General features: G+C 71.1%; 28 protein-coding genes. 12 read left to right on the top strand and 16 right to left on the bottom strand.

Going from position 1 to position 24,642, the window contains the following annotated elements; all coding sequences use genetic code 11:
• Positions 1–2 precede the first annotated feature (2 nt).
• From fliN to Csp2054_RS11045, 5 genes are all read right to left on the bottom strand, one after another.
• Complete coding sequence (gene fliN / locus Csp2054_RS11065) at positions 3–716, bottom strand: flagellar motor switch protein FliN (protein ID WP_096899372.1); 714 nt, start codon at positions 714–716, stop codon at positions 3–5.
• Positions 713–1,657 carry a flagellar motor switch protein FliM gene (locus tag Csp2054_RS11060; protein WP_255252706.1) on the bottom strand — a complete coding sequence of 315 codons (945 nt, stop codon included), beginning with the start codon at positions 1,655–1,657 and terminating at the stop codon, positions 713–715. Before Csp2054_RS11060 ends, fliN begins: the two co-directional genes overlap by 4 nt.
• A 67-nt stretch (positions 1,658–1,724) precedes the next feature.
• A complete protein-coding gene (locus tag Csp2054_RS11055) occupies positions 1,725–2,696 on the bottom strand; it encodes a flagellar motor protein MotB (RefSeq protein ID WP_096899371.1) in 972 nt (323 codons plus the stop codon).
• 2 nt (positions 2,697–2,698) lie between these two features.
• Complete coding sequence (locus tag Csp2054_RS11050) at positions 2,699–3,517, bottom strand: motility protein A (RefSeq protein ID WP_096899370.1); 819 nt, start codon at positions 3,515–3,517, stop codon at positions 2,699–2,701.
• Between the two features lies 1 nt (position 3,518).
• Positions 3,519–3,818, bottom strand: coding sequence for a flagellar FlbD family protein (locus tag Csp2054_RS11045; protein ID WP_096899369.1), 300 nt, complete (start codon positions 3,816–3,818; stop codon positions 3,519–3,521).
• A gap of 266 nt (positions 3,819–4,084) precedes the next feature.
• Between Csp2054_RS11045 and Csp2054_RS11040 the strand changes: the two genes are divergently transcribed.
• The 6 genes from Csp2054_RS11040 to Csp2054_RS11015 all read left to right on the top strand — a co-directional run bounded on the left by Csp2054_RS11040 (position 4,085) and on the right by Csp2054_RS11015 (position 9,884).
• Positions 4,085–4,939, top strand: coding sequence for a DUF4397 domain-containing protein (locus Csp2054_RS11040; protein ID WP_096899368.1), 855 nt, complete (start codon positions 4,085–4,087; stop codon positions 4,937–4,939).
• Between the two features lie 2 nt (positions 4,940–4,941).
• Positions 4,942–5,595: a class F sortase gene (locus Csp2054_RS11035; protein ID WP_176491666.1), complete on the top strand. Its 654-nt coding sequence runs from the start codon at positions 4,942–4,944 to the stop codon at positions 5,593–5,595.
• 97 nt (positions 5,596–5,692) lie between these two features.
• Positions 5,693–6,238: an RNA polymerase sigma factor gene (locus Csp2054_RS11030; protein WP_096899366.1), complete on the top strand. Its 546-nt coding sequence runs from the start codon at positions 5,693–5,695 to the stop codon at positions 6,236–6,238.
• Positions 6,235–7,125, top strand: a complete 891-nt coding sequence (locus tag Csp2054_RS11025) for an anti-sigma factor (RefSeq protein WP_096899365.1) — start codon at positions 6,235–6,237, stop codon at positions 7,123–7,125. The genes Csp2054_RS11030 and Csp2054_RS11025 overlap by 4 nt, the downstream gene beginning before the upstream one ends.
• Before the next feature lie 9 nt (positions 7,126–7,134).
• A complete protein-coding gene (locus tag Csp2054_RS11020; protein ID WP_096899364.1) occupies positions 7,135–8,232 on the top strand; it encodes a hypothetical protein in 1,098 nt (365 codons plus the stop codon).
• A gap of 92 nt (positions 8,233–8,324) precedes the next feature.
• Positions 8,325–9,884: a helix-turn-helix domain-containing protein gene (locus tag Csp2054_RS11015; protein ID WP_096899363.1), complete on the top strand. Its 1,560-nt coding sequence runs from the start codon at positions 8,325–8,327 to the stop codon at positions 9,882–9,884.
• A 193-nt stretch (positions 9,885–10,077) separates the two neighbouring features.
• Here the strand turns inward: Csp2054_RS11015 and Csp2054_RS11010 are convergent, their stop codons facing one another.
• The gene (locus tag Csp2054_RS11010) at positions 10,078–10,836 is read right to left on the bottom strand and encodes an SDR family oxidoreductase (protein ID WP_096899362.1); all 759 of its coding nucleotides are present in this window, start codon (positions 10,834–10,836) and stop codon (positions 10,078–10,080) included.
• Positions 10,837–10,879: 43 nt separating this feature from the next.
• Complete coding sequence (locus Csp2054_RS11005) at positions 10,880–12,349, bottom strand: hypothetical protein (RefSeq protein WP_141399237.1); 1,470 nt, start codon at positions 12,347–12,349, stop codon at positions 10,880–10,882.
• Positions 12,350–12,480: 131 nt separating this feature from the next.
• On the opposite strand from Csp2054_RS11005, the gene Csp2054_RS11000 reads away from it, so the two are divergent.
• Together Csp2054_RS11000 and Csp2054_RS10995 are read left to right on the top strand one after the other, a co-directional pair.
• A complete protein-coding gene (locus tag Csp2054_RS11000) occupies positions 12,481–14,061 on the top strand; it encodes a Na+/H+ antiporter (RefSeq protein ID WP_096899360.1) in 1,581 nt (526 codons plus the stop codon).
• Positions 14,058–14,810, top strand: coding sequence for an ABC transporter permease (locus Csp2054_RS10995; protein ID WP_255252705.1), 753 nt, complete (start codon positions 14,058–14,060; stop codon positions 14,808–14,810). Before Csp2054_RS11000 ends, Csp2054_RS10995 begins: the two co-directional genes overlap by 4 nt.
• Positions 14,811–15,130: 320 nt before the next feature.
• Here Csp2054_RS10995 and Csp2054_RS18130 read toward each other — a convergent pair whose 3' ends face one another.
• On the bottom strand, positions 15,131–15,280 hold the full coding sequence (locus tag Csp2054_RS18130) for a hypothetical protein (RefSeq protein ID WP_176491665.1): 150 nt from the start codon (positions 15,278–15,280) through the stop codon (positions 15,131–15,133).
• A gap of 378 nt (positions 15,281–15,658) precedes the next feature.
• Here Csp2054_RS18130 and Csp2054_RS10990 point away from each other — a divergent pair, with 378 nt between their 5' ends.
• Entirely contained in the window at positions 15,659–15,934 is a 276-nt protein-coding gene (locus Csp2054_RS10990) for a hypothetical protein (RefSeq protein WP_141399236.1), read from the top strand.
• A gap of 63 nt (positions 15,935–15,997) precedes the next feature.
• On the opposite strand, the gene Csp2054_RS18125 is transcribed toward Csp2054_RS10990, so the two are convergent.
• Together Csp2054_RS18125 and Csp2054_RS10985 are read right to left on the bottom strand one after the other, a co-directional pair.
• The gene (locus Csp2054_RS18125; protein WP_176491664.1) at positions 15,998–16,150 is read right to left on the bottom strand and encodes a hypothetical protein; all 153 of its coding nucleotides are present in this window, start codon (positions 16,148–16,150) and stop codon (positions 15,998–16,000) included.
• A 50-nt stretch (positions 16,151–16,200) separates the two neighbouring features.
• A complete protein-coding gene (locus Csp2054_RS10985) occupies positions 16,201–16,986 on the bottom strand; it encodes a class I SAM-dependent methyltransferase (protein WP_096899358.1) in 786 nt (261 codons plus the stop codon).
• A 157-nt stretch (positions 16,987–17,143) separates the two neighbouring features.
• Here Csp2054_RS10985 and Csp2054_RS10980 point away from each other — a divergent pair, with 157 nt between their 5' ends.
• The 3 genes from Csp2054_RS10980 (at position 17,144) to Csp2054_RS17785 (ending at position 18,733) form a co-directional block, all read left to right on the top strand.
• The gene (locus tag Csp2054_RS10980; RefSeq protein WP_141399235.1) at positions 17,144–17,443 is read left to right on the top strand and encodes a cell surface protein; all 300 of its coding nucleotides are present in this window, start codon (positions 17,144–17,146) and stop codon (positions 17,441–17,443) included.
• 616 nt (positions 17,444–18,059) lie between these two features.
• On the top strand, positions 18,060–18,221 hold the full coding sequence (locus tag Csp2054_RS18120; protein WP_176491663.1) for a hypothetical protein: 162 nt from the start codon (positions 18,060–18,062) through the stop codon (positions 18,219–18,221).
• Between the two features lie 311 nt (positions 18,222–18,532).
• Positions 18,533–18,733 carry a hypothetical protein gene (locus Csp2054_RS17785; RefSeq protein ID WP_141399234.1) on the top strand — a complete coding sequence of 67 codons (201 nt, stop codon included), beginning with the start codon at positions 18,533–18,535 and terminating at the stop codon, positions 18,731–18,733.
• A gap of 208 nt (positions 18,734–18,941) precedes the next feature.
• Here the strand turns inward: Csp2054_RS17785 and Csp2054_RS17780 are convergent, their stop codons facing one another.
• The 6 genes from Csp2054_RS17780 to Csp2054_RS10955 form a co-directional block, all read right to left on the bottom strand.
• On the bottom strand, positions 18,942–19,256 hold the full coding sequence (locus tag Csp2054_RS17780) for a hypothetical protein (protein WP_141399233.1): 315 nt from the start codon (positions 19,254–19,256) through the stop codon (positions 18,942–18,944).
• 105 nt (positions 19,257–19,361) lie between these two features.
• Positions 19,362–20,000 (bottom strand): hypothetical protein, encoded by a 639-nt coding sequence (locus tag Csp2054_RS10975; protein WP_141399232.1) that lies wholly within the window; start codon positions 19,998–20,000, stop codon positions 19,362–19,364.
• A 361-nt stretch (positions 20,001–20,361) separates the two neighbouring features.
• On the bottom strand, positions 20,362–21,099 hold the full coding sequence (locus Csp2054_RS10970; RefSeq protein WP_096899355.1) for an FAD:protein FMN transferase: 738 nt from the start codon (positions 21,097–21,099) through the stop codon (positions 20,362–20,364).
• A 20-nt stretch (positions 21,100–21,119) separates the two neighbouring features.
• On the bottom strand, positions 21,120–21,704 hold the full coding sequence (locus Csp2054_RS10965) for an FMN-binding protein (protein ID WP_096899354.1): 585 nt from the start codon (positions 21,702–21,704) through the stop codon (positions 21,120–21,122).
• The gene (locus Csp2054_RS10960) at positions 21,704–23,164 is read right to left on the bottom strand and encodes a ferric reductase-like transmembrane domain-containing protein (protein WP_096899353.1); all 1,461 of its coding nucleotides are present in this window, start codon (positions 23,162–23,164) and stop codon (positions 21,704–21,706) included. The genes Csp2054_RS10965 and Csp2054_RS10960 overlap by 1 nt, the downstream gene beginning before the upstream one ends.
• A gap of 113 nt (positions 23,165–23,277) precedes the next feature.
• On the bottom strand, positions 23,278–24,636 hold the full coding sequence (locus Csp2054_RS10955) for a sensor histidine kinase (protein ID WP_096899352.1): 1,359 nt from the start codon (positions 24,634–24,636) through the stop codon (positions 23,278–23,280).
• Between the last annotated feature and the right edge of the window lie 6 nt (positions 24,637–24,642).

The following is a 24,642-nucleotide window of genomic DNA, read 5'->3' as shown; positions in this document are numbered from 1 at the left end:
GGTCAGACCGTCTCGGCGACGTCGAGGATCTTCGTGATGCGCACGGCGTAGTCCTGGTCGACGACGACGACCTCGCCGTGCGCGATCAGGCGACCGTTGAGCAGGACGTCGGCGGGCGCGCCGGCACTGCGGTCGAGTTCGACGACGGCGCCGGGCTCCATGCCGAGGACGTCCCGCACGGACATGCGGGTCCGACCGATCTCGACCGTCAGGGTCATCTCGACGTTGTTGATCCGGCCGAGGTTCCCGACCGGGCCGGCTGCGGACGTCGGGGCGCTCGTCGCCGACACGGTGCCGTTCTCCCGCACGCGGATCCCGAACCAGCCCCCGGCGAGCCCGCCCGCGGTCAGCTCGAACACGACCGTCTCCGGGTCGGCGAACAGCGCGGCAGCCGAGGCACGACGCGCGTCGCCGAGCACGCCCACGCCGAGGACGCCCGCGGCGGCCTCGAGGGACGGCCGGAGCACGTCGGTCACGTCCACGAGGCCGTGGTCGGTGCCGCCGGCGGCGGTGATCGCTTCGAGGTCGGTCAGGACGAGTGCCAGGTCGGCCGACAGGCCGCCGACGAACGAGGCGACCACCCCGTCGGCCGCGGCCTCGAGCACGGCCGGTGTCGCGCCTCCCGGCAGTGCCACCGCGCCGAGCGGCGCCGCCGTCGGCAAGGCGACCACGAGCGCGTCGGCGGCGGTGGCGTGGAGGGTGGTGGTGACGGTCATGCGGAGGGCTCCGTAGCTGCGGTGGTGGTGACGACGATGCCGGCGAGGCGCGAGCCGTTCGCGCCGACGGCCGCGGTGCCGACGGGCTCGCCGTCGACCGCGATGGTGAGCGGGCGGTGCTGCGGGTGCGGCAGCGGCAGGACGTCGCCGACGGCGAGGCCGAGCACCTGCGCAGGGAGCACCGCGGCGGGGGCGAAGCGCAGGGCGACACCGACCGGCACGTTCGCGAGCTGCTCGTCGAGGAGGTGGCGGGCCTGGGCGCTCGACACGGTGGTCGCGGTCTCGCCGAGCTGCGGCAGCAGCGCGTCGGCGGGCAGGGCGAGCGTGCCCGGCGCGACCCGGTCGCCGACCCGGATCTGGAAGGAGGCGACGATCATCAGGTCGCCCTTCTGGGCGGCCTGGGCGAACTGCGAGTTGAACTGGAACGCGCCCGCCGTGACGTCGTGCACGAGCAGGCCGCCGAACGAGTAGCGGAGGTCGTCGAGGGCGTCCTCGACGATCTTGCGCACGAGTGCCTGCTCGATCGGCGTGAACGTCCGCTCGGGCGTCGGCAGCGGCTTCGACGCGCCCAGGGCGTGCGACACCCAGGTCAGCGCGGCGTCGAGCGGGACCTGCAGCACGCCCTTCGGGACGACGTCGGCGATCGGCAGGAGCACCATGCCGGTGAGCGCGGGCAGCGACGCCGCGTACTCGTCGTAGGTCTTCATCTGCACCGCATCGCACGTGACCTGGCTGACGGCGCGGACCTTCGCGGTCAGCTGCGTCCCCCACTGCCGGGCGAAGGTCTCGAACGCGAGCTCGAGGACGCGGGCGTGCTCCCGGGCCAGGGTCGACGGCCGGGCGAAGTCGTACACCTCGAGCTGGGACGTGTCGGTCCGGGCCCCGGCGGAACGCACGGCGGCGTCGCCGGACGTCGGGGCTGCGGGCGCGGTGTCGATCACGGGGGCGTCTATCGGACCCTGGGCGTCCCCCGTCAGTGCTGTACCCCGTAGTGGGGCGGAGGTCGGGTCAGCCGGAGCCGGCTCCGTTCGCCCGGTCCTGCGCCGCAGCCAGTGCCGGCATCAGGGCGCTGACGTCCTGGTCCTGGTTCGACAGCACCACGATGTCGACCCGGCGGTTCAGGGTGAGCGCCTGGTCGGAGTCGCCCTTCGCGAGCGGTCGGCTCGACCCGAACCCCACGCTCTGCACGTGGTCCGCCGGCATCCCGCCCCGCTCGACCAGGTCGCGCAGCACCCCGGTGGCCCGGGCGGCGCTGAGCTCCCAGTTCGTCGCGTACGGCGCGGTGGAGTTCCGCTGGTCGGCGTGGCCCTCGACGCTGACATCGTGGTCGCTCGTGCGGAGGACGGGCGCGATCGCGTCCATGATCCGCTTGGCCTGGTCGGACAGGTCCGCACTGTTCGTGCCGAAGTACGTCTCGCTGCCGACGAGCCGGACGGTGAGTCCGCGGGCGTCCACCGTGAACTGCACGTTCGCCGTCTCGCCGGCGTCCGCGAGGTTCTTCTTGATCGCCCGCTCGATGCCCTGCAGGTCGTCGAGCTCGCGCTTCGCCGCGGCGACGTCGGCCTTCGAGGCCACCGCCGGCACCGCCGTGCTCGTCGGGTCGGCCGTCGCGGCGCCCGGGCCGGCCTCGGCGTTGCTGTTCGCGCTGCCGCTCGAGGCGCTGGAGTGGTCCGCCTGCGACTTGTCGATCGAGTACCCGGACCCGTCCTTCACCTGGTCCTTCGTGACGACGGTGCCGGACGCGGTGTCGATCTTCTGGGACTTGACCTCGCCGAAGCCGGTCGCGAGCGAGTTCTTCAGCTGGATGTACTTCTGCTGGTCGACCGTCGACATGGCGAAGAGCACGAGGAACATGCACATCAGCACGGTGATCATGTCCATGTAGGACGCCATCCAGCGCTCGTCGGGGTGCTCCGCCTCGTCGTGCGCCCCCTTCGCGCGTCCGCGACCACGGCCCCGGCCCCGGGTGCTGCCGCTCATCGTCAGGCCGCCAGCTGCTGGTCGTCGTCCGCCACGTTCTTCTTCGCCTTCGCCGACTTCGCGTCCGCGATCCGGGCGGCGGGCGGGACCATCGCCTTGAGCCGCTCACCGAGCAGGCGCGGCTGGCTGCCCGCCTGCACCGCGAGGAGGCCCTCCATGAGGAGCGTCTGCCGGTCGGACTCGAGCTGCGCGAGCTTCCGGAGCTTGCCGCCGATGGGCAGCCACAGGAAGTTCGCCGTCAGCAGGCCCCAGAGCGTCGCCACGAAGGCGCTCGCGATGAGCGGGCCGAGCTCGTCCGGCTTGCCGAGGTTGGCGAGCACGTGGGTGAGGGACACGACCGTGCCGATGATGCCGACGGTCGGCGCGAACCCGCCGAGGCCCATGAAGAACGCGCTCGCGCTCCGGACCGGCGCGGCGTTCGACTCGATCTCGTCCTCGAGCAGGATCCGCAGCTCGTCACCGTCCGTGCCGTCGGCGATGTTCTGCAGCGCCTTCTTCATGAACGGGTCGTCGTGCTTGTCGGCCTCCTGCTCGAGCGCCAGCAGACCGTTCGAGCGGGCCGTCTCGGCCAGACCGACCACGTCGTCGATGACCGACTGCGGCGGCGTGACCTTGCCCGTGAACGCCTTCGGCACCGACTTGAAGCTCGCGATCGCGTCCTTCAGGGTCGTGCTCGCGATGCCACAGCCGATGGTGGCGCCGAAGACCAGGAGCATCGGCGCCGGGAGGAAGAGGCCGCCGAGCTCCACGTGCTCCATCTCGACCATGCCGAAGAGCGCGCCGAACGCGATGATGATGCCGACGATCGTCGCGATGTCCACGTCAGCGACCCCCGTCCTGCACGCGGTGCTCGGGTGCGGCGTGCAACGGCGCCACCGGCGCGAGCGTCGGCTGCGGACCGGTCGCGTTCCGCAGCGCCTGCGCGTCGGAGCCGTACGCCATGCCGACGATGCGGGCCCGGTACGCGGCGATCAGGTCGATGACCTCGACCATGGACTCGCGCACGATGTACTTCGCACCGTCGACCATGATGAGGGTCGTGTCCGGCGTCTCCTGGATGCGCTCCACGAGGTCCGGGTTGACAGCGAATCCGCTGCCGTTGAGTCGTGTGACGACGATCATGGCCCGTCCTGGTTCTCGATCGTCCCGCCGCCGTCCGTGGGGCGGGATGCAGCCCGTCCGTGGGCGTGCAGCAGGGACTATCGGCGTGCCGGCGCGTCCCGTAAGCCCGCGACCCACGCCGACCGCGCTCGGGGGACACGAACGGTGAGTGAACACACAGCAACCGGCCGCATCCGATCACGCCCCGTCGCCGGTAGTACCCGGTGAGACGTCGATGACGACGTCCTCCACGCACCGGCCCCCGGGCCAGACAGGAGACGACAACGATGCGCAAGACCCTCGCGACCGGCCTCGGTGCCGGCGTCCTGCTCGCCGCCGCGGCCGCGGTGGTCCCGTCCGCCACCGCCACGGCAGCCTCCGGCGAAGCGACCCTCTCGGTCCTCCACGCCGTCCCGTCCGTCACCGTCGACGTGTACCTCGACGGCGAGCGCGCCCTCGACGACTTCACCCCGGGCAAGCTCGCCGGACCGATGATGGTGCCCGCGGGAGCGCACTCGATCGCGATCACCGCCGGGGACGCGACCGACGACTCGAAGCCGATCATCGGCCCGGTCGACGTCACGCTCGACGCCGGCGGCGACTACACCGCGGTCGCGCACGACGACACGAGCGGCAAGCCGACCGCGACCCTGTTCACGAACGACACCTCGGCCACCCCGGCCGGGCAGGGCCGCCTCATCGTCCGCCACGTCGCCGCCGCCCCCGCGGTGGACGTCCTCGCCGGGGGCAAGGCCGTCGTCACGAACCTGTCGAACCCGGACGAGCAGGCGCTCGAACTGCCCGCCGGCACCGTGTCGGCATCGGTCGCCGCGACCGGCACGACGGATCCCGTGATCGGCCCCGCCGACGTGACCGTCACGGCGGGCTCGGACACGATCGTGTACGCCTGGGGCAGCCTCGACGACGGCAACCTCGCCCTCGCCACGCAGACGATCTCCGGCCTCGGCGGGAGCCCGAACGGTGTCCCGGCAGGCAACGCCGGTCTCGTCGCGACGAACAGCCCGGACGTCACGCCGTGGATCGGGGCGGGCGCGGCGCTCCTCGCGGCGGCGGCCCTCGGGACCGTCGTGGTCCGTCGGCGTCGCACCGCGGACGCCGGTCGGCAGGACTCCGGCCGCTGATCGTGCACCGCACGGCACGGCCGTCCGTGGCGGCGCTCGCCGTCGCCACGGCGGCCGTCGCCGTCCTGACCGGGTGCTCGCCAGCTGTCCCCCTCCCCGGCGGGCACCCCTCCCTCGCCCCGTCGAGCACGCCGACGCCTCCCCCGGCGGCGTTCTCCACCGCGGTGCCACAGCAGTCCGCCACCGTCCCACCGGTGACTCCGGCCGCCGCGGCACCCGCCCGGATCACCGTCGACTGGGCCGGCGTGACCGCCCCGGTCCGGCCCGAGGGCGTCGACGCGCAGGGCGCCATGGCGCTGCCGCCGGACCCCGCGGTCGCCGGCTGGTACCGGTACGGTGCCGCCCCGGCCTCCGAGGAGGGCACGGTGGTCATCGCCGCCCACGTCGACGCGGTCGGCTACGGGATCGGTCCGTTCGCGCACCTCCGCGACGTGCCCGAGGGCCGGACCATCACGGTCGTCGACACCGCCGGTGCCGAGACCCGGTGGCGGATCGCCTCCGTCGACCTGTTGCCGAAGCAGGGCCTGCCGTGGTCGGACGTCTTCCGCACCGACGGCGACCGTCGACTCGTGCTCGTCACCTGCGGCGGCGCGTTCGACGAGCGGACGCGCCACTACGAGAGCAACCTCGTCATCACCGCGACGCCGGTGCCGTGACCCGGGAGACACCGTCGTGCCGCCACCGTGCCCCGACTCCTCCACGGCCGTACGATCGAGCCGAGGTCGACGACGACCGCCCCGACGACAGGACCACGTGACGACCACCCTCCCCGACGACGGCGAGCTCTCCGACGCCTTCAGCGCCGGGAGCGAGGCCGCGCTGCGTGCGGTGTACGACCGGTGGTCCCCCCTCGTGCACACACTCGCGCTCCGGGCTCTCCGCGACCCGATGGCCGCCGAGGACGTCACGCAGCAGGTGTTCGTCAAGGCGTGGCGGCGGAGCACCGCGTACGACCCGGCCCGCGCGCCGCTCGGGGCGTGGCTCGTCGGCATCACCCGGAACTGCATCGCCGACGCCCTCGCCGAGCGCTCCCGGCAGGCGCCGCCGGCCGACCCCACCGTGGTCGAGGAGACCGCCGTCACCCCGGAGCCGACGTTCGACCTCGCCGAACGCGCGCTCGTCCGGGGCGAACTCGACCGCCTCGAGGACGAGCCACGCCGCGTGATGCGACTGGCGTTCTACGACGACCTCAGCCATCGTGAGATCGCCGAGCGGCTCGGGATGCCGCTCGGGACCGTCAAGAGCCACATCCATCGGAGTCTCGCTCGGCTCCGAACACGTTTGGAGGTGATCGAGTGAAGCACGTCGACGACGAGACGCTGGCGATGCTCGCGGTCACCGACGTCGTGGCGGACGACGAGGTCGCGACGCACCTCGCCGCCTGCGATCGCTGTCGCGCCGAGGTCGCCGAGCTGCAGCGCGTCGCGGCGGTCGCCCGGTCGGCGGCGGACGTCGAGCTGGTCGCACCGCCCGAGCGGGTCTGGGACCGCATCGCCTCGGCGGTGCGCGCCGAAGAGGCGGCGGACGGCCTGGAGGAACGGGTCGGCCCCGCCCCGTCCGCTCGCCCGGACGCGGGTCACGGAGTCGACGAACGACGTCACGATGCCCGGTCCGGCCCCGCCACGGGTGCCGGCCCGGCGCGGCTCTCCGCGTCCACGACGGATGCCGCAAACTCAGCGACGCGGCCCTCCGGCCGTCGCGACCGGCGTGGCACCGCAGCTGTGCGCCGTCGGCGGCGCACCCTGATCGGCGTCGTCGCGGCGGGCGTCGGCGTCGTCGCCCTCCTCGTCGGCATCGGCGTCGTCACCGGGGTCGTCCCGGGAGCGAGCAGTGGCGAGACCGTCATCGCCCGCGCCACCCTCGACGCACTGCCGGGCTGGTCGGGCGCGGACGGCACGGCCGAACTCGAGCGCGACCGCGACGGCCGGCTCACCCTCGTCGTCGACGTCACCGGCGACCGCGAGGCCTCGGGCGACGGCACGCTCCGCGAGGTCTGGATGATGCAGTCCGACCTCAAGGGCCTCGTGAGCGTCGGCTTCCTCGACGGCGACCGCGGCCGGTTCACCGTCCCCGCGGACATGGACCTCGCGAAGTACCCCGTGGTCGACGTCTCGGCCGAGCGCGACGACGGCGACCCGGCACACTCCGGCGACTCGATCGTCCGCGGCGACCTGCACGACCGGTAGCCTCGGGCCGTGATCACCGCGACGGACCTGCTCGAGGGCCCGCGCGGCCGGCGGTTCATCCTCGAGTTGCTCCGCGCCGGCACCGGGAGGTCAGGAGCAGCGGACCGCCTCGGCAGCATGCTGTTCTGGGCGGACGTGCACCTGACGCGTACCCAGGGTCGTGACGTCGGACTGTGGGGGCTCACGCTCGACGACTCCGGCACGGTCACGACGACGGCAGCGGACACGGAACCGATGCCGGACCTCACCGCCGTCGCCACGGCACTCGATGCCGTCGAGCCCGAGGTGCCGACGCCGGACCACGCGGTCGAGGCCCTCGAGCAGACCGCGGACTCGTCGCTCTGGTGGCAGGAGCGCGACGCGACCGACGACCTGCTCGCTCGCCCGGAACTCATCGCGCCGCTGCGGCGCCTCGCGGTCCGGGCAGCGGCAAGTCCCGTCGTACAGCGGCTCGGCGAGCCTGCTCCCGCGCAATGGGCGGTCACGTTCGACAGAGACGACGCCGGACATCCGGCACCGCCGATGCCGGAGGCGCTCGCCGAGTGGGCAGGACGGGTCCGCGCTGACCAGGTCGAAGGCACGGACGGCCCGTCGAGCGGCGAGTGGTGGACCACGCCGCCCTGGCCCGCACCGCAGACCTCGCCCGCCCCCTTCGCCGACCACGGGCCGCTCGCCCTGTGGGCCGTCGAGGACGCGTTCGGCTGGCAGCGCGCCGAGGTGACCGAGGCGCGCGCCGGGCGGCCGACCAGGGCGATGGTCGTCGACAGCCCCGAGGACTGGGCCGATCTCTGTCGACGGTTCCCGCTCGACGTGGGCAGCACGACGCGTCGCTGGGACTGGGGCGCCGCCACGGGACGAGAGGGCGCGTGGGTGATGCCGGACTGGTCCAGGGCCGCAAGCGAGATCGACGTCGTCGAGCTGACCGTCCGCGGCTGGTTCCGCTGCTCCGGCCTCGTCGTTCCGGTCGACGACGACCGTGCGAGCGTCGTCGCCGGGTGGACGCCGGGTTCCCGGTACTGGCTCACCGAGCCCGGTCCCGCGTGTGATCGGTCCAGCTCCTGGAGCCGCGACCAGAACCACGGATCCTGGTCGCGCACCACGGGCTGACTTCTCACAGACGGGATATTCCCGATTCGTTCCTGTGAATCGCGGCGCGATTGTCACCCGGTTTATCTCATGAGCGTGTTAGCGTGCCCCTCATGACCGACACCACCCTCGTCGCTCCCCAGACCACCGCAGCGCCCCTCCGCGAGGTCGGCGCGCTGATCCGCGGCGCCCGCAAGGGCCGCGGCATGACCCAGGCGCAGCTCGCCGAACGGGTCGGCACGAGCCAGAGCGCGATCAACCGCATCGAGCAGGGCGGACAGAACCTCTCGCTCGAGATGCTCACGCGCATCAGCGACGCCCTCGACCAGCAGATCGTCTCGATCGGCGGCGCCCCGCAGCGCGCGCACCTCCGCGTGCAGGGTGGCCGGAAGCTCAGCGGGTCGATCGCGGTCAACTCCTCGAAGAACGCCGCCGTCGCGCTCCTCTGCGCGTCGCTGCTCAACCGCGGCGTCACCCGGCTGCACAAGGTCGCGCGCATCGTCGAGGTCGACCGGATCATCGACGTGCTCCGCAGCCTCGGCGCGAGCGTGACCTGGTCGGAGGACGGCGACGTGCTCGAGATCGTCGCACCGTCGGACCTCCGTCTCGACGCCATCGATGCCGACGCCGCGCGCCGCACCCGCAGCGTCCTCATGTTCCTCGGCCCGCTCAGCGGCCGGTTCGACGCCTTCCGCCTGCCGTACGCCGGCGGCTGCGACCTCGGCACCCGTACGGTCGAGCCGCACCTCATCGCCCTCCGCCCGTTCGGCGTCGACGTCGAGGCCACCAACGGCTGGTACGAGGTCGACGTGGCGAACAAGGACGTCCCGACGAAGTCGATCGTGCTCACCGAGCGCGGCGACACCGTCACCGAGAACGCGATCCTCGCCGCAGCCGCCCGCGACGGCGTGACCACGATCCGCAACGCCAGCCCGAACTACATGGTGCAGGACCTCTGCTTCTTCCTGGAGCTCCTCGGCGTGCAGGTCGAGGGCATCGGGACGACCACGCTCCGGATCACCGGGCGCAGCGTCATCGACGAGGTCGTGGACTACTGGCCGAGCGAGGACCCGGTCGAGGCCATGAGCCTCCTCACCGCCGGCATCGTCACCGGCTCGACGCTGACGGTGACGCGGGCGCCGATCGAGTTCCTCGAGATCGAGCTCGCCACCCTCGCCGAGATGGGCCTGCGCTTCGACGTCTCCGAGGAGTACGACGCCGCGAACGGCCGCACCCGGCTGGTCGACATCACGGTGCACCCGTCCGAGCTGCACGCGCCCATCGACAAGATCCACGCGATGCCGTTCCCGGGCCTCAACATCGACAACCTGCCGTTCTTCGTCGTGATCGCGGCGTGTGCGACCGGCACGACGCTCGTCCACGACTGGGTGTACGAGGGGCGCGCGATCCACCTGCTCGACCTCACCCGCCTCGGCGCGAACGTCACGCTGCGCGACCCGCACCGCCTCGACGTCACGGGTCCGACGCACTTCTCCGGCGCCGAGGTGAGCTGCCCGCCGGCCCTCCGCCCGGCGGTCGTCATCCTGCTCGCGATGCTCGCCGCCAAGGGCGAGAGCGTCCTCCGCAACGTCGGCATCATCGCCCGCGGGTACGAGGGCCTGCAGGAACGCCTCAACTCGCTCGGCGCGTCCATCGAGACGTTCCACGACTGAGCCGCGTCCGCCGCACGGCGCGCGCTGGTCGCACCCGGTGTCGGGTCCGCCACGGGCGGACCACAGATCGTGCGACCAGGGCGATCCGCGCGCGGCACGTCGTGCGACCAGCGTGACGTGACCGGATGACGGACGGGAGGCCCGTGGCGACACCGCCACGGGCCTCCCGTCCGTCCCGGGCCCGTCCCGGCGGTCAGCCGCGTCCGACGAACGGCATGGCCGTCGGCATGACGGTGAGGTTCGGCACGTTCGTGCCGGCCGGCAGGCCGGCCATGTACGCGACCGCGCGTCCCGTCTCGGCGACGTCCATGGTGGGCTCGCTGCGGGTCGTGCCGTCGGCCTGCAGCGTGCCGTCCGCCGCGCCGGAACCCATCGACGTCGCCGCGTTGCCGATGTCGATCTGGCCGCAGGCGATGCCGAACGGTCGGCCGTCGAGCTGCAGCTGTTTCGTGAGCCCGCTGATCCCGTGCTTCGCGACCGTGTAGGGCGCCGACAGCGGGCGCGGCGCGTGCGCGGAGATCGAGCCGTTGTTGATGATCCGGCCGCCCGGCGGGGTCTGCGTGCGCATCACGCGGAACGCCTCGCGAGCGCAGAGGAACGAGCCGGTCAGGGTCGCCGCGAGGACCTCGTCCCAGGTGTCGAGCGTGAGCTCGTCGAACGGCGTGGGCGGAGCGCCGGTGCCCGCGTTGTTGAACAGCAGGTCGACCCGTCCGAACCGGTCCACGGCGGTGTCGAACAGTCGTCGCACGTCGGCCTCGACCGAGACGTCGGCGACCACCGGGACGATGCGCGGCGCGGTGGCGGCGACCTCGTCGAGGGGTTCCGCGCGACGTCCGGCGACGACGACCGTCCAGCAGTCCGAGGCCAGCGCGAGGGCCGCGGAGCGACCGATCCCGCTTCCGCCCCCGGTGACGATCGCGATGCGGGCGGGAGTGGTCGTGTCGTCGCTCATGCCCGAACGCTACCGGTCCGGTCGGCTCACGACCCGGGTCCGCTCAGATGTCGAGGACGCCGTCGACGGCGGCGCTGCGGGGCCGGATGTGCCGGGTGGCGACGTCCTCCTCGAGGTACACCGTGACGTACCCGTGGTCAACGGGACGCCCGGTGTCGTCGAACACCCGGTAGCGGCGACGCAGGCGGAGGAACGGCACGGCCGAGTGCTCGAAGGACACCACGACCTCGGTGGCCGGCCACTCCCCCTCGACCTCGACGTCGACGTCGCGGTAGTCGCTCCGGAACCGCCGCGGGCCGTCGACGCCACGTGACCAGCCGACCAGGGGGTCCGCGAGGTGTGTGAACTCGTCGACGAGTTCGGCGGTGGCTCGTTCCCGCGCGGCGACGTCGAGCTCACGACGGTTCCACCTGGACCCCGCGACGCCGTCGAGGTCGAGCCGCCCGACGAACGGTCCACGGCGGGCTTCGAGCTCCTCGGACGCGCGTTCCCGCTCGTCGTCCGCAGCATCGGCGTCGTACTCGACGGGCTCCTCGACCGGTACCGAGTCGAAGGCGTCGGTGGCGATCGTCTCCGGCAGGCCGCCCGACACGTCGACGACGACCTCACGCGGGCGGTAGACCACGTCCCAGGAGCCGTACGCGTCGGGAAGGCGGTCCGGGCCGGTGCGGTGGAACCGCAGGGTCATCCGGTCGCCCTCGATGGTGACGTCCTCGACGAGGTGGTCGACGCGGATGGTCGTCCTGGTGCCGTCCGGTGTGATCCGGACGAGGTCGGTGGGCGGTGTCGGCGACGGTGGGCCGGGATCGGCCGGGGGCGCCGACCGCGGATCGTCGGCCTCGGGGTCGTCGGAGAAGCCGATGGACCACTGGTACGCGGTCATGACGGTCGACCCCGTGTCGCCAGGGTCGTCCGTGTCGTGCGTGTCGTGCATGTCGTCCTCGGGAGCCCGTCCCTCGTCGAGCCCGTCGGGGTCCTCGTCGTCCTCGTCGTCGTCGTCCGGCTCGGTCCAGTCCGCAGGGTCGGGCCAGAACGGGTCGGCCTCCGCCCAGGGCAGGTCGGACGGATCCACCGGGTCGAGATCCTCGACGTCGTCGGTGTCGTCGCCGTCCTCGTCGCCGTCGATCGTCGCCATCCACGCCGAGGCGTCACGCGGGTCCGCGAGCCACAAGCCACCCGGGTCCGCAGCGACGACCCGACGGTCCCCGAGGTCCACCGCCGCGCCGACGCGGTCCGGGTCGAGGTGCACCGCCGTGCGGGTGACGTCGTCGATGCCGTCCGAACGGTAGACGACCCACACACCGTCATCCGTCGGCCAGGCCTCGGCCTCGTCGACCGCCCCTTCGGGCAGCGGCGCCGACGGCCACGTCAGCCATCGCTCGACCCCACCGTCCCGCACAACCGCGGCGACCGGACGGTGGAGGTCCGGGACGATCGACCGATCCCCCACGGACACGACGTCGAGCGGCAGGAGCTGGTCGGCCCCGTCAGGACGGTCGCGTGCATCGGTCACGGTCGCGAGGCTACCGGTCGTGCGACCGACGGGCGCGAGACCACGGGCCGCGACACACAGCGCGGCCACGACGGCGCCGTCAGGCAGGACCGGGTTGACTGGAGTGTCGGCTGAACGAGGAGGAGGACCGCGTGCTCGGACCGGAACTGGTGGTCGTGCTCGGCCTGGCGATCGCCCTGACCGCCGCCGTCGCCGACCGCATCCGTGTGGCGCCGCCCGTGCTGCTCCTGGTGATCGGCGCAGCCCTCGCCCTCGTCCCCGACTTCGCCCACGTGCAGCTCCCCGCCGACGCCGTGCTGCTGCTGTTCCTGCCCGCCCTCCTGTACTGGGAGAGCCTGACGACCTCGTTGCGCGAGATCCGGAAGAACCTCCGCGGCATCGTCCTCATGGGCACCCTCCTGGTCGTGCTCACCGCAGGAGCCGTCGCGACCCTGCTGCACCTGCTCGGCATGCCGTGGGGCCCGGCCTGGGTGCTCGGCGCCGCCGTCGCACCGACCGACGCCACCGCGGTCGGCGTGCTCACGCGGATGCTCCCCCGCCGCAACGTCACCGTGCTGCGCGCCGAGAGCCTGGTCAACGACGGCACGACCCTGGTCGTCTACGGCATCGCCGTGGCGGTCACCGTGGGCACGCAGGAGCTCACGTTCTGGAGCGTCTCCGGGATGCTCCTGCTGTCGTACGTCGGCGGGGTGGCGGCCGGACTCGCCGCAGCCTGGGTCGGCACCCTGGTCCTCCGGAAGGTCGAGGCCGTCACGCTGCAGAACCTCGTCACGTTGCTCGTGCCGTTCGTCGCGTTCCTCGCGGCGGAGGCGATCGACGCGTCCGGGGTGCTCGCGGTCGTCACTGCCGGCATCGTCGTCAGCCAGGTCGCGCCGAAGCTCGACCGGGCCGAGACCCGGCAGCAGGTGCGGGCGTTCTGGTCGTTCCTGACCTACCTGCTCAACGGGGCCTTGTTCGTGCTCGTCGGCATCGAGGCGATGATCGCCGCTCGGGCGCTCACCGCGGCGGAGCTCGGGCGGGCCGTCGGGATCGTCGCAGCCGTCGCCGGGGTGCTGGTCCTGGTCCGGTTCGCGTTCCTCAACGCCGCCGGCGGGACCGTCTGGCTCGTCACCCGCCGGACCGGGGGCGCCCCTCGGGAGGGGCACCGTGACCGCCTGGTCTCAGGGTTCGCCGGGTTCCGTGGCGCAGTCTCGCTCGCCATGGCCGTCGCCGTCCCGCGCACGCTCGAGTCCGGCGCGGCCTTCCCCGCCCGCGACCTCATCGTCTTCGTCACCGCCGGCGTGGTCGTCGTGACCGTCGTCGTCCAGGCGCTCGTGCTCCCGGTGGTGCTCCGGCGCGCCGCCCTGCCCGAGGACGAGTCCGTCGGCGAGGAGCGGCGGTACGCCGAACGGACGGCGATCGAGGAGGCGCTCGACGCCCTGCCCCGACTCGCCAAGCGCGCCGGGGCCGACCGCGCCACCGTCGCCCGGATCCGCAAGGACTACGAAGCACACCTCGACGTCATCCAGGCCCGTGCCGAAGCCGACGACGACCACCCCGCCGTGCAACGGCACGACAGCGCGGTCGCCCTCGAACTGGCCCTCGTGCGGCACAAGGCGGCGACGCTCCTCCGCCTCCGTGACGCCGACGAGATCGACGACGTCGTGCTCCGCCAGGTCCGGGCCGGACTCGACGCCGAAGAAGCGCGACTCGACGGATCGATGCCGGTGTGAGCGTCGACCCCGAGACCATCGTCCGCACCCTGCTGGGCGTCGCCGTCCTGATCGGCGTCGCCACCGGAGTGCTGCTCGCCGCGCGGACCCCCGTCCCGTGGGCGCCGGCGCTCGCCGTCCTGCGCGGGACCCTGCAGCTCGCGGTCCTCAGCGTCGTGCTCACCGGCATCATCCGCGACCCCCTCTGGATCGGGGTCGCCCTCGTGGTGATGCTCGCGGTGGCCACGACGACCGCGGCCCGACGCCTCGGGCCCCTCCGCACCCGCCTGCTGCCGGTCGCGCTCGCGATGATCGCGGGCATCGGCGTGGCGCTCGCCGTCGTGTTCGTCACCGGGGCGATCGCCTTCACGCCCCGGTACGTGCTGGCCATCGGGGGCATCGTCATCGGGAACGCCATGACCGGTGCCACCCTGTCCGGGCGCCGCTTCGTCGAACTCGTCGACGACCGCTGGGACGACGTCGAGGGTTGGCTCGCCCTCGGCGCGACCCCGCGGCAGGCGACCGCCGACCTCGTCCGCCGGGCCGTGCACGCCGCGATGGTGCCGAGCACCGACCAGACCAGGACGACCGGCCTGGTGACCCTCCCGGGCGCGTTCGTCGGTGCGGTGTTCGGCGGCGTCTCGCCCCTCGAGGCGGGCCGGTTCCAGGTCGTGGTGCTCGCGGCGATCATCACGGCGGGGGCGATCGTGTCGGTCGTGCTGACGCGGCTGCTCGCCGCGGTGCGGACGCGCCCCGTCGCGCCCGCCTGACGGACGGGAGGCGCGTGGCGGGCCGGCACCGCGCCTCCCGTCCGCAACCGGGTTGCGCTCAGGGCTCGGCGGCGCCGTCAGGAGCGTCCGAGGCAGGGGTCGACCGGAGACGATCAGCACCGCGAACGTGACGACGATGAGTGTCGCCCCGAGAATTCTTGTTGGCACCCCCTGAGGCAGCACGAAGAGGCCAACTTCGCAAGCCGCGGTAACGATCAACGGCGTGAGCGTCCCAGGTCGGAAATGCATGTAGCGCCGCCCGCACCGTCTCGGTAGCCGATCGGGCAGCGAACCGTTGACGCAACGCCGTCAGGGATGGGTCAGTAGCCGCGGCGGTAGAGCGCTCGGAACACCAGGACCCAGACGACGAGCGCGGCCAACCCAATTGCACCGGTCCACTTCGCGGTCGTGCCACCGGTGAACAGCAGCCAGCAGCAGAGCACGGTCAGGAAGCCGGTGCCGACTGCCATCGGTACCCGATACCGCGTTGTCCACGTCCGTAGAGTGGGGTCACCCCTATCGTCGCTCACGACGCGAGAGTACTTCCGGCGACCTCAGGTGGAGCCACCCCGACCAACTCTTACGGCTTCACGCCTCGGCGACATCCGTGAGCCGATCCTTCCCCGAGACAGCGATCACCCGCCCGACGACGTCCGAAGCTGCCCATAGCCTCAGCGTTCGCATCACCGCTCGGTGACCTCTCACGTGCAGCTCTAATGACAGCTCGATTGAGTGAGTGAGTGGCGACGAGGCTTGAGTTCACCGTAGGAGACCGCGAAAGGCACCTGGTCGTATACACGTGGGACCAGTTCACTGGGCGACTTCGAATCACCGTCGACGGCCGAGAAGTGGTCAGCACGATCCGGATGTTCTCGGTCAAGACAACGGCTGACTACGAGTTCAGAGTCGGTGAGGCAGAGCGGCACGAACTCCGGGTCACGAAGGAACGCCCCGTCGCGCTTGCAGCCTTTCGGCCGCAGCCGATCACCGCGTATGTCGACGGCCGAGAAGTAGCGCAGACCGAAGGCATGATGCGACGTGGCCAGGCAATCGGTATCGGCGTCGTGATCGGCATTCTGTTCCTGAGCGGATTGGCCTTGGAGCTCATCACTCGAGCGCATTGACCCCGTCCATAGACCGATCCTTCAGCGGCCGTGCTTCGCCTTCCGGAGAGCGAAGCGCCATGATCAGACGCCAGCGCCGAGCCAGAAGAGTCCGAGCGCGGTGTTCAAGATCACCAAGACCACGTCGAGGTCGGGCCGCGTGAGGCGAACGACCGACGTCGCGACGAATACCAGGCCGAAGGCAAGCGCGATCGAGCCCAGAATCTTCGCGCTCAAGACGTTCTACGCGCCAACCTAGCTGCTGCCGACGTCCGTGGGGCCATCGACTACCGAACTGAGGCGTGGGCAACGATCGCCGTGCTCTCGAACGAGAGAACACCGGACGGGGCCTGCCGCGTCGCGGCGTCCGTGAAGACAGCCTGCATCCGTGCGCGGCCTTCGTCAGTCTGGTGCATGTAGGTCTGTCCGATCGTTGCGATCCCTGCCGTGACTGCTGCCCAGAGGTCGTCCGGGCGGATACGGAAGGTGTACGAGAACAGGCTGCAGTCGACGGTGGTTGCGCCAGCGGTGCGGAACAGCTCGCGGAAGCCGCCTACGGTTCTCGGAAAGTCATCCGCTGGAGGCAATCGGTGCCCGGCCGGCACGGTTACGTCCGCTTCCCTCATGATCATGTTCCAGAACTGGTTGAGCGCCCCGACCGGTTCGGACGGCCAGATGGTTGCAGCGACGGTTCCACGGAGACGGGTGACTCGAAGCAGCTCACGAGCCGATGCGAGCGGGGTTGGTACGTGGTTGAGGACGAAGTTCGCAGTCGTGAGCGCGAACGAGCCGTCGTCGTAGCGCAGTGAAGGCAACGCCGCAGTTGCGATGTCGACACCCGGATAACGATCAGCAGCAAACCGCACCATGGAGGGTTCCTTGTCACATGCGCTGACCTTGAATCCCCGTCGGATGAGGACACCCACGACGGATCCCGTCCCCGTTCCGACGTCCAGAGCGGGCCCGTTGCCGACGCTCACGTGGTTTCTGAGCAGCCCTTCGATCGCACCTGCGCAGAGTTGCGCGAAAGACCTGTCGTAAGCAGTCGCAGTATCAGACCATCCGTCGAGCATGTCTCGACGCTACCCACCCAACCGATCCCCGATGAGTGATCCTTAGGTGGACGGTACCGGTCACCGTCGAGGCAAGCGCAGAGAACGTTCGAGAACGTTCATCGCGGTGTACGGGCTCCGCGACCTGGACTCCACCGCGCGCTCGTACTGTGGCGGGATGAGCGAAGACAGAGCGCCCGCGGCCCTTCCGCGTGCCCTCGTCGTGATGATGTGGGTGCTTGCGGCGCTGTTCAACGTGGTGTTCGTGAACTTCTTTGCCTTGTACTCAGCGGCCAACGACTGGGCGGTAGAGCGTTCGGAAGCAACTGGGGCATTCGAGCCGTCACAATTGCTTCCGCATGATGCGGCGCTGTGGCTGAGTGCTCACGTAGCGATCGTTCTTCTCGTAGTGCTCGACGCCGCGGGCGTCGCACTGTGGCTGCGCATCCGCCGAGGGCACGTCAAACGGTCTCAGTAGCCGATCGGCTATCGGACGGCTTGAGGCTCACGGCGAGGCTTCCTTCGCTGCCGCGCGAATCGAAGTCAGGAGGGACTGCTCGAATTGCGAGAGAACCGTGTCGGGCGCGGGCAGGCCACTCCGCCGAGCGCTGACGATCACGACCGCAGAGGCCGCATGCGGTGTTCGCCGGAACGCGAGCGAGATGACCTCGACACGAGGAATCAAGACGCCCGAGCGTTGCGTGAGTGTCGCCCCATTGTCGTCGAGCTCGGAGAGGGATGCGCGGGGGCAACCGCACCACGGCAGCCCGCACGACGCTGGGTACGTCCGGCAGCGCCACGTCGACGAGCGTGGAACCCCTCACGGCTCTAGTCACGTGTCCACACAAGCACGCTATCCCGTTGATCGATCGGCCACCGAACGCTTGCTGTGGCTAGCGTGTGACCATGTTGCCTATTGCAGTCGCGCTGCCCCCAGGGGGCGGAGGCTCCCTCCCCGTCTGGCTTTGGGTTCCGATCGTTGCCGTCGTGATCGTCGCAGCGGTCGTCCTGTTCCTTCGGCGCAGCCGCTGATGGCGTCTCGTTAGCCGAACGACCTCCGGCACACACGCCGGCGGCAAGCTGACCTGAACTACTTGGAGATCTACGTCGTGAACTCGATTCTGCTGCTGCTCGCCGGCCCTCCCGGCGGCGCTGGTTCTCTGCACGGCATGTCCGTGCCTGTTTGGCTCATCGTTGCGGCCGTCGTCGTCATCGTCATCGTCGGTGTGATCGGCATCCTCCGACGTCGTCGCTGACGGGACCGACAGCGCGCGGCGAAGCCGGTAGCGCTTTATCCGACACCGTGCCACTGCCGGATGATCGATCACCCTCCGGGGACTGGCTACTCACGGCCGTTTTTCTTCCGCCACCACCCAAGGATCAAACCGAAGATCAGGATGGCACCGAGCACCGGCAGTGCTCACCAGTCTCCGTTTGCACCTGCCGCGAACATGAGCTGAAACTCCGCCGCTTCGGAGCGGTCGGCCGTCCGATAGTCGATCGGCTATTGAGACAGCCGTGCAGCAGTCTTTGACCACGCCGCAGGTCCGGGTTGTACGTTCGGCTCGTGGTTGAAGACTCAAGTTCGAGGCGCAAGACGCCCGCATGGCTTTGGGTGCTGTTCATCGCTGGCTTGGCCGTCTTCGCACTCGGCTCGTTCCTTGCCCGTGTTGACGGCCACCTGTACGGCATCCCGATTCTGGCGGTCGGGCTGGCAGCGGTCGTGATCTTCGTCGCGCTTCGTGGCCGGTACACCGGCAAGAGGTAACAAGCGCGGAATGTTGATTGGGAGCTGTCCCGTCAACTCATCGTCCATCGGGACGCGGGTAGTCGACCGTAGTGCTGCTGACCGTTGGCGGATCACCGCAGACGCCCCGCCTCACCGAAACCACGAAGGAACCGCCCCCGCGACAGCAGGAGCGGTTCCAGGCTGGCCTTCTGACTGAAGAACCAGGGGCCTGCATCGATGCTTCCCTTCAGAGCGTGGTCGGCGATGCTGCGCTGCGCGTAACTGCTGGCAGCGTCGCCGCGAGGACTGCGATGACCAGGATGAGCCCTGCAGTGCCGAGCGCGATCAGCGACCCCGACGACACTGCGACAGTGGCCCCAGTGATCGTGATGAGCACTGCGGCGGCGTAGAGGAGCGCTGCTGGCGTTGACCGGCAGCGAGCTCGTGCCCACCCCGTCCCTGGCCGGATCATGCGCGGTGGGTACACGATGACGATCACCAGGACCACCCACGTCAGGCCATATGGGGAACGGAGGGCCGCGAGTGCAGCGTCCGATGCCATGAGCGCGACCGCTCCCGCGAACCCGATGATGCTCAGAACAAGCCCAAGACGTGTCGGAGGTACGACCTGCTGATTCACCGTGACCAATACCCCTCTTCGGACGGCTTACTTACGGCACCCGACGATGACCGGGTAGGGCGGCCCTGCGGCGATGACCTTCTGCAGGGCGATGCACTTGCCGGAGCTGTAGGCCTTGTGCGTGACATCGATGACGATGCCAGCACCAATGCCGCAAGCCCACGCGGCCGGACCACACGCTGCAGTGATGATTGCCGCCACCGTTGCGAATGAGCCAGTTGCCATGTACTTCGTATCAGCCTTCGAGTAGATCAGTGTGCAATGGATCAGGTTGCACTCGAGCGTCGGATGGGCGACGTAGACGCGGGTCGATGACCCATCAACGGTCTGGTTCACGGTCAAACTCGTCCGGATGGAACCATCGGCGAAGGTCTGCGTGGTGACTGGTCCGGCCGCCTCGGTCGTCGTGGACGTGAAAACCGGCACAGCCGTCTCGAGCTCGGAGTCGAGCTGCTGGCCAGACTGCAGCTTCGCGATGAGCTGGTCCTCCACCGCTGGCGCGATCCCGGCCTGTCGCATCGTCGCACGGATCGTCTGCTCGTCAGCGGAGTTCAGCTGACCTGACACAGCGTTCGCGGGAGTTGTGACGAGCATCGACCCGAACAGGGCAGCAGCGGCTGCCGTGACCAGCGCGGTTCGGACTGGGTTGATGGTGAAGAAGCGCAAGGTGTCCTCCTGTCCTAGCGTGTTGCTAGGCCTGGCCCCGATGGCAGGTGTGATCACCTTGCCGGTAAAACTCTACGTGCACAATGACGGCGATTCTCGGGCGTGTCGACACTTCCGACGTGGCTTTCGCCGTCTCGTGAGCCGGTCCTCCAAAGGGTCACGGCCTCCCGCGGGAGCTTGGGACTCCTCGGCCGCGCTCCGGAGCGAACCGTGTCACACACAGCTGGTCCGCCAACGATCTCAGTGCACGGTCGCCATACGGGCGCGCCGAACGCACGAAAGCCGAGCCGGGCCCCTGGTCCATGGGAGATGGCGGTGTGTGCCCCGCGGCGCTGAGCCGGAGCGACATCGCGGGTCCGCTTCAGCGCTCGGCGGCGAGCTCCGGCCGCAACACGCTCTCTGCGCCGGGCGTCGCCCAGACCTGCCCGTCCGCAGCGAACGCGACGACGTCGACCGAGCCCTCCGCGGTCAGCCGACGGAGGTCGTCGGCGTCGCCCGCCACGACGGCCGTGGCGAGCACGTCGGCGGTCACGATGTCGTCCGCGATCACGGTGGCCTGCACGAAGGTCGGCGCCGCACGCCGCCAGATGTGCTCGCCACGCTCCGCGGTGCCCGAGGTCGCCACCGCGCGCCGGTCGCCGTCGAGTCGGACGATGCCGACGATCGTGTCACGACGGGATGGGTCGACGATCCCGACGCTCCACGGTTCGGGCTCCGCCGCGGGTTCGGCGGACCAGAGGCGGCCGCGGGCGAGGACGTCGCCGCCCGCCGTGATCAGCCAGTCGGACCCCTCGCCGTCGAGCAGCGCGCCGGCGTCGCGGATCGCCAGGGCCTTCACGACGCCTGACAGGTCGACGATGCCGTCGGGCCGGTGCGGGGTGAACGCGCCACCCGTACGGTCGCGCCACTCCAGGGCCAGGGCGTAGGTGTCGCGGACCTCGGCCGGGGCGTCGGCCAACCGCAGTGCACCGGATGCCACACGACTGAGGACGGACGCCGGGTCGTAGAGGCTGTACCGGTGGTCGTAGCCGGCGAAGACCGCCCGGACCGCCGCGGCCGCCTCCAGGGACGCGCCCCGGAGGCTGACCACGGTGCCCATGGTCTCGAATGTCCGGACGCTCACAGGCCGGCCTGGTCGAGCGCTGACTGCAGCGAGGTGATGTAGCCCTCGCTCGTGAAGGTCGCGCCGCTGACCGCCTGGATCTGCGCCGACTGAGCCTGCAGTGCCTCCTGGCGGAGGATCGGCGCGGCTTGCTGGCTGATCATCACGGAGCGTCCGCCGTCGTTGGTCAGCTGCAGGGCCGTGACGTCGGTGAGCTTGCCGCCGGCGACGGTGATCTGCACCTGGACCGGGCCGTACTGGGTCTGGGCCGTCTGTCCGGCGTAGGTGCCGTCCTTCGCCGAGGCCGTGGTGCCCGTGCTGCTGCCGCTCGTACCGCTGCTCGACTCCGTACTGCTGCCCGAGCCCGAGCCGCCGGAGCTCGTGTCGCCGGAGCTCGTGTCACCCGACCTCGTGCTGCCGGAGCTCGTGCCGCCGCCTGCGCTGCTGCCCGTTCCCGTGCTGCCCGTCCCGCTGGTCGTCCCACCCGAGGTCGACGCCTGCGGCTGGGTCGCGGTGACGGCCGGCTGCCCACCGAGCTGCCACCCGATCACCAGCACCGCTGCCGAGGAGAAGATGCCCCCGGCGATCACCCGCCCGCGCATCACTCGAACCGCTCTTGGTGGATCTGGTGCTCCGGGACGCCGGCGAGCCGGGCCTCCTCGACGACCAGGTCGGACCAGGCCTTCGGACCGCACACGTACAGGTCCGACTCGAGCAGTCGCGGGAACACCGACCGGAGGCTGACACCGCGGCGGACGTCGTCCTCGGTCATCCAGCTCTCGCGGGACTGCGCGCGACGGCCGACCATCGCGTACAGCGTGCTCCCGGTCGCGTTCGCGAGCGCGACGGTCTCGTTCCAGAGGTACTGCTGGTCGGCGTCGGTCCCGCGCAGGAGCACGGTGGCCTCGCCGGGTCGGAGGTCGGTGTCCTCGAGGAGTGCGCGGACCGGGGTGATCCCGATGCCCGAGGCGACGAGCGCCAGGTACGGTGCGGTCCGTGCACGGCTCGTGAAGAGACCGTACGGGCCCTCGAGCGACACGAAGGCACCCGGGCGGATGCGGCCGAGCCGGGCCGAGCCGGCTCCGAGGTCGCGGACGGTGATCCGGGCGTGACCGGTCCCGGGGACCGCCGAGAACGACACGGGGTGCGCGTGCCACCAGGTCCGCGCCGTCCAGAACCGCCACACGCCGTACTGGCCGCCCTGCACGCCGAGGCGGTCGAGTGCGCGTCCGGCGAGGTGGATCGACACCACGCCGGGCGCGATCGGCTCGACGGCGGTCACACGGATGCGGTGCCGGAGGGTCACCACGAACGGCAGGACGAACCGGTACAGGACGATCAGGCCGAGCGCCAGGGCGTACAGCGCGATCCAGTACACGCGCTGCCAGGAGCCGTTCGACAGGACCCCGCCGACGCTGAGCATGTGCGGCAGCGCGACCAGCACGGCCGCGTAGCTGAGCAGGTGGATGACGTGCCAGGCCTCGTACGGCAGCCGGCGACGGACCGCGACGAGCGACGAGACCACCACGGTGATGAACAGCCCGAGCGCGAGGTACGCGAGCGGCATGTCCGGGGTCGAGAACAGCGCGATGGTCTCGGCGACCGGGCTGTGCGCCGACTCGGCGGAGTAGCCGAGCGTGAGCAGGGCCCCGTGCGCGAGCAACAGGTACAGCACGGGCTTGCCGAGCGATCGGTGCACCGCGATGGCGTTGTCCTGACCGAACACGCGGTCGATGAGCGGCACGCGGGCGGCGAGCACGAGCATCACGAGGGTGAGGTCGGTGCCGATGAGTCCGGCGATGATGCCGGCGTCGGTGATGACGCTGCCGACCCCGGTGATGGTCCGGGACGCCGGCGTGACGAGCCACAGCACGACGGCGAACGCGGCCGAGGTCCAGGCGAGCACGCCGAGCAGGTCGGCCATCGCGGTCCGGGCCTTGCGGGCGCGGCGACGACGTCGTGCGGCAGCGGCGAGCGGCTCGGACGGCGCTGGTCGGAGCGCGGGTCGGCTCGCCGCGGAGCGAGCCGGGGGGCGGGTGGCGGGGCCGGCGGTGTCGATCATCGTCGTGGTCCTCTCCAGCAGCTGATCGGGTGACACCCAGCATCTGCATCGGAACCATGAGCGAACCCGGAACGGGCCCGGTGCTTCGTTCGAGATCTCGAGTGATGCCCCGGTCAGCGCCGCGGCAGCCGCACGGTCGCCACCGCTCCCCCGTCGACGCCGTTCACGAGCGTCGCCGAGCCACCGGCCCGTTCCGCGGTGCCCCGGACCAGGGCGAGCCCGAGCCCGCTCCCGCCGAGCGTCGTCCGCGACTCGTCCGCACGGGTGAAGCGGTCGAAGGCCTGCGGCAGGAACGCATCCGGCACACCGGGTCCGTCGTCGACCACGGAGAGTTCGAGCGTGCCGTCGTCGTCCTGTCGGAGCGCGGCCCGGACGACCCCGCCGGCGCTGCCCGCGGCGATCGCGTTCGCCACGAGGTTGTCGACCACGCGCGCGAACGCCGCCGGTCCGACGCCGTAGCAGGCGTCGGGAGTGTCCACGTCGACCGTGAAGTCGACGTCACGAGGCCCCAGCGAGTCGATCGCCCGTGCTCGATCGATCGACGCCATGAGCTCCGACACGAGTTCCGATGCCGGGGTGGAAGGCGTCGGCCCCTCCTCGTCGAGTCGGCTCAACTCGAGCATCGTGTTCGCGAGCGCGACCAGTCGCGCGGCGTCGGACTCGGCTGCGCTCAGTTCGCGTTCGAGCGCGGTCGCGTCCCCGGACGACCGGTGCGCGAGCTCCAGGCGTGCGGTGAGCGCGGCGAGCGGCGTCCGGAGCTCGTGACTCGCGTCCGAGACCATCCGGCGCTCGCGCTCGGCGTTCTCGCGCTGCCGGTCGAGGAACGCGTTCAAGGTCCGGGCGAGGCCGGCCAGCTCGTCGTCGGTCCGGCCCACCGGCAGGTGGGCGTCCGAGGACCCGGCGCTGATGGCCTCGGCGGTCCGGCGCATCCGTCCGACCGGTCGGAGCGCGAGGGTGGAGAGCAGCCAGGCCGTCCCACCGAAGGCGGCGAGGGCGAGGAGGGTGCCGACGACGAGCGACTGGTCGACGCGCTCCAGCGTCTCGTGTCCGGCACGGCCGTCCTGTGCCGCCCAGACGACGTACGAGCCCTCGCCGTTGGCGACCGGGATCCCGACGACGGTGTTCCGGTGGCCGTGGACGTCGAGCCGGAGCGTCGTCTCGTGCTCCACCGAGCGGGGCAGGGCGTCGCGCAGGCCGTCCGGCAGCCGGTCGAGCACCCAGTCCCCCGACGACGACCGGATGCCGATGAGCAGTCCCTCGGTCGGTCGGTCCGGCGTCTCGCCCGGGTTCGCCCGCAGGTCCATGACGAACGGGGCGGCGTCGCTCATCGCCAGGGACCGGTCGGTCTCGAGGGACGCGCGGTCGATCTGCACGTGCAGGGCGACGGCGCTCGCGACGAGCACGACCGCGCCGACGAGCACGCTGCCGAGCGTGATCCGCGCCCGGATCGACAGGCGCCGCAGCAGCCTCACGACGAC

It is taken from the genome of Curtobacterium sp. 'Ferrero' (assembly GCF_002412165.1).
Taxonomy (GTDB): Bacteria; Actinomycetota; Actinomycetes; order Actinomycetales; family Microbacteriaceae; genus Curtobacterium.
This window is presented reverse-complemented; position numbering and strand designations above follow the sequence as displayed.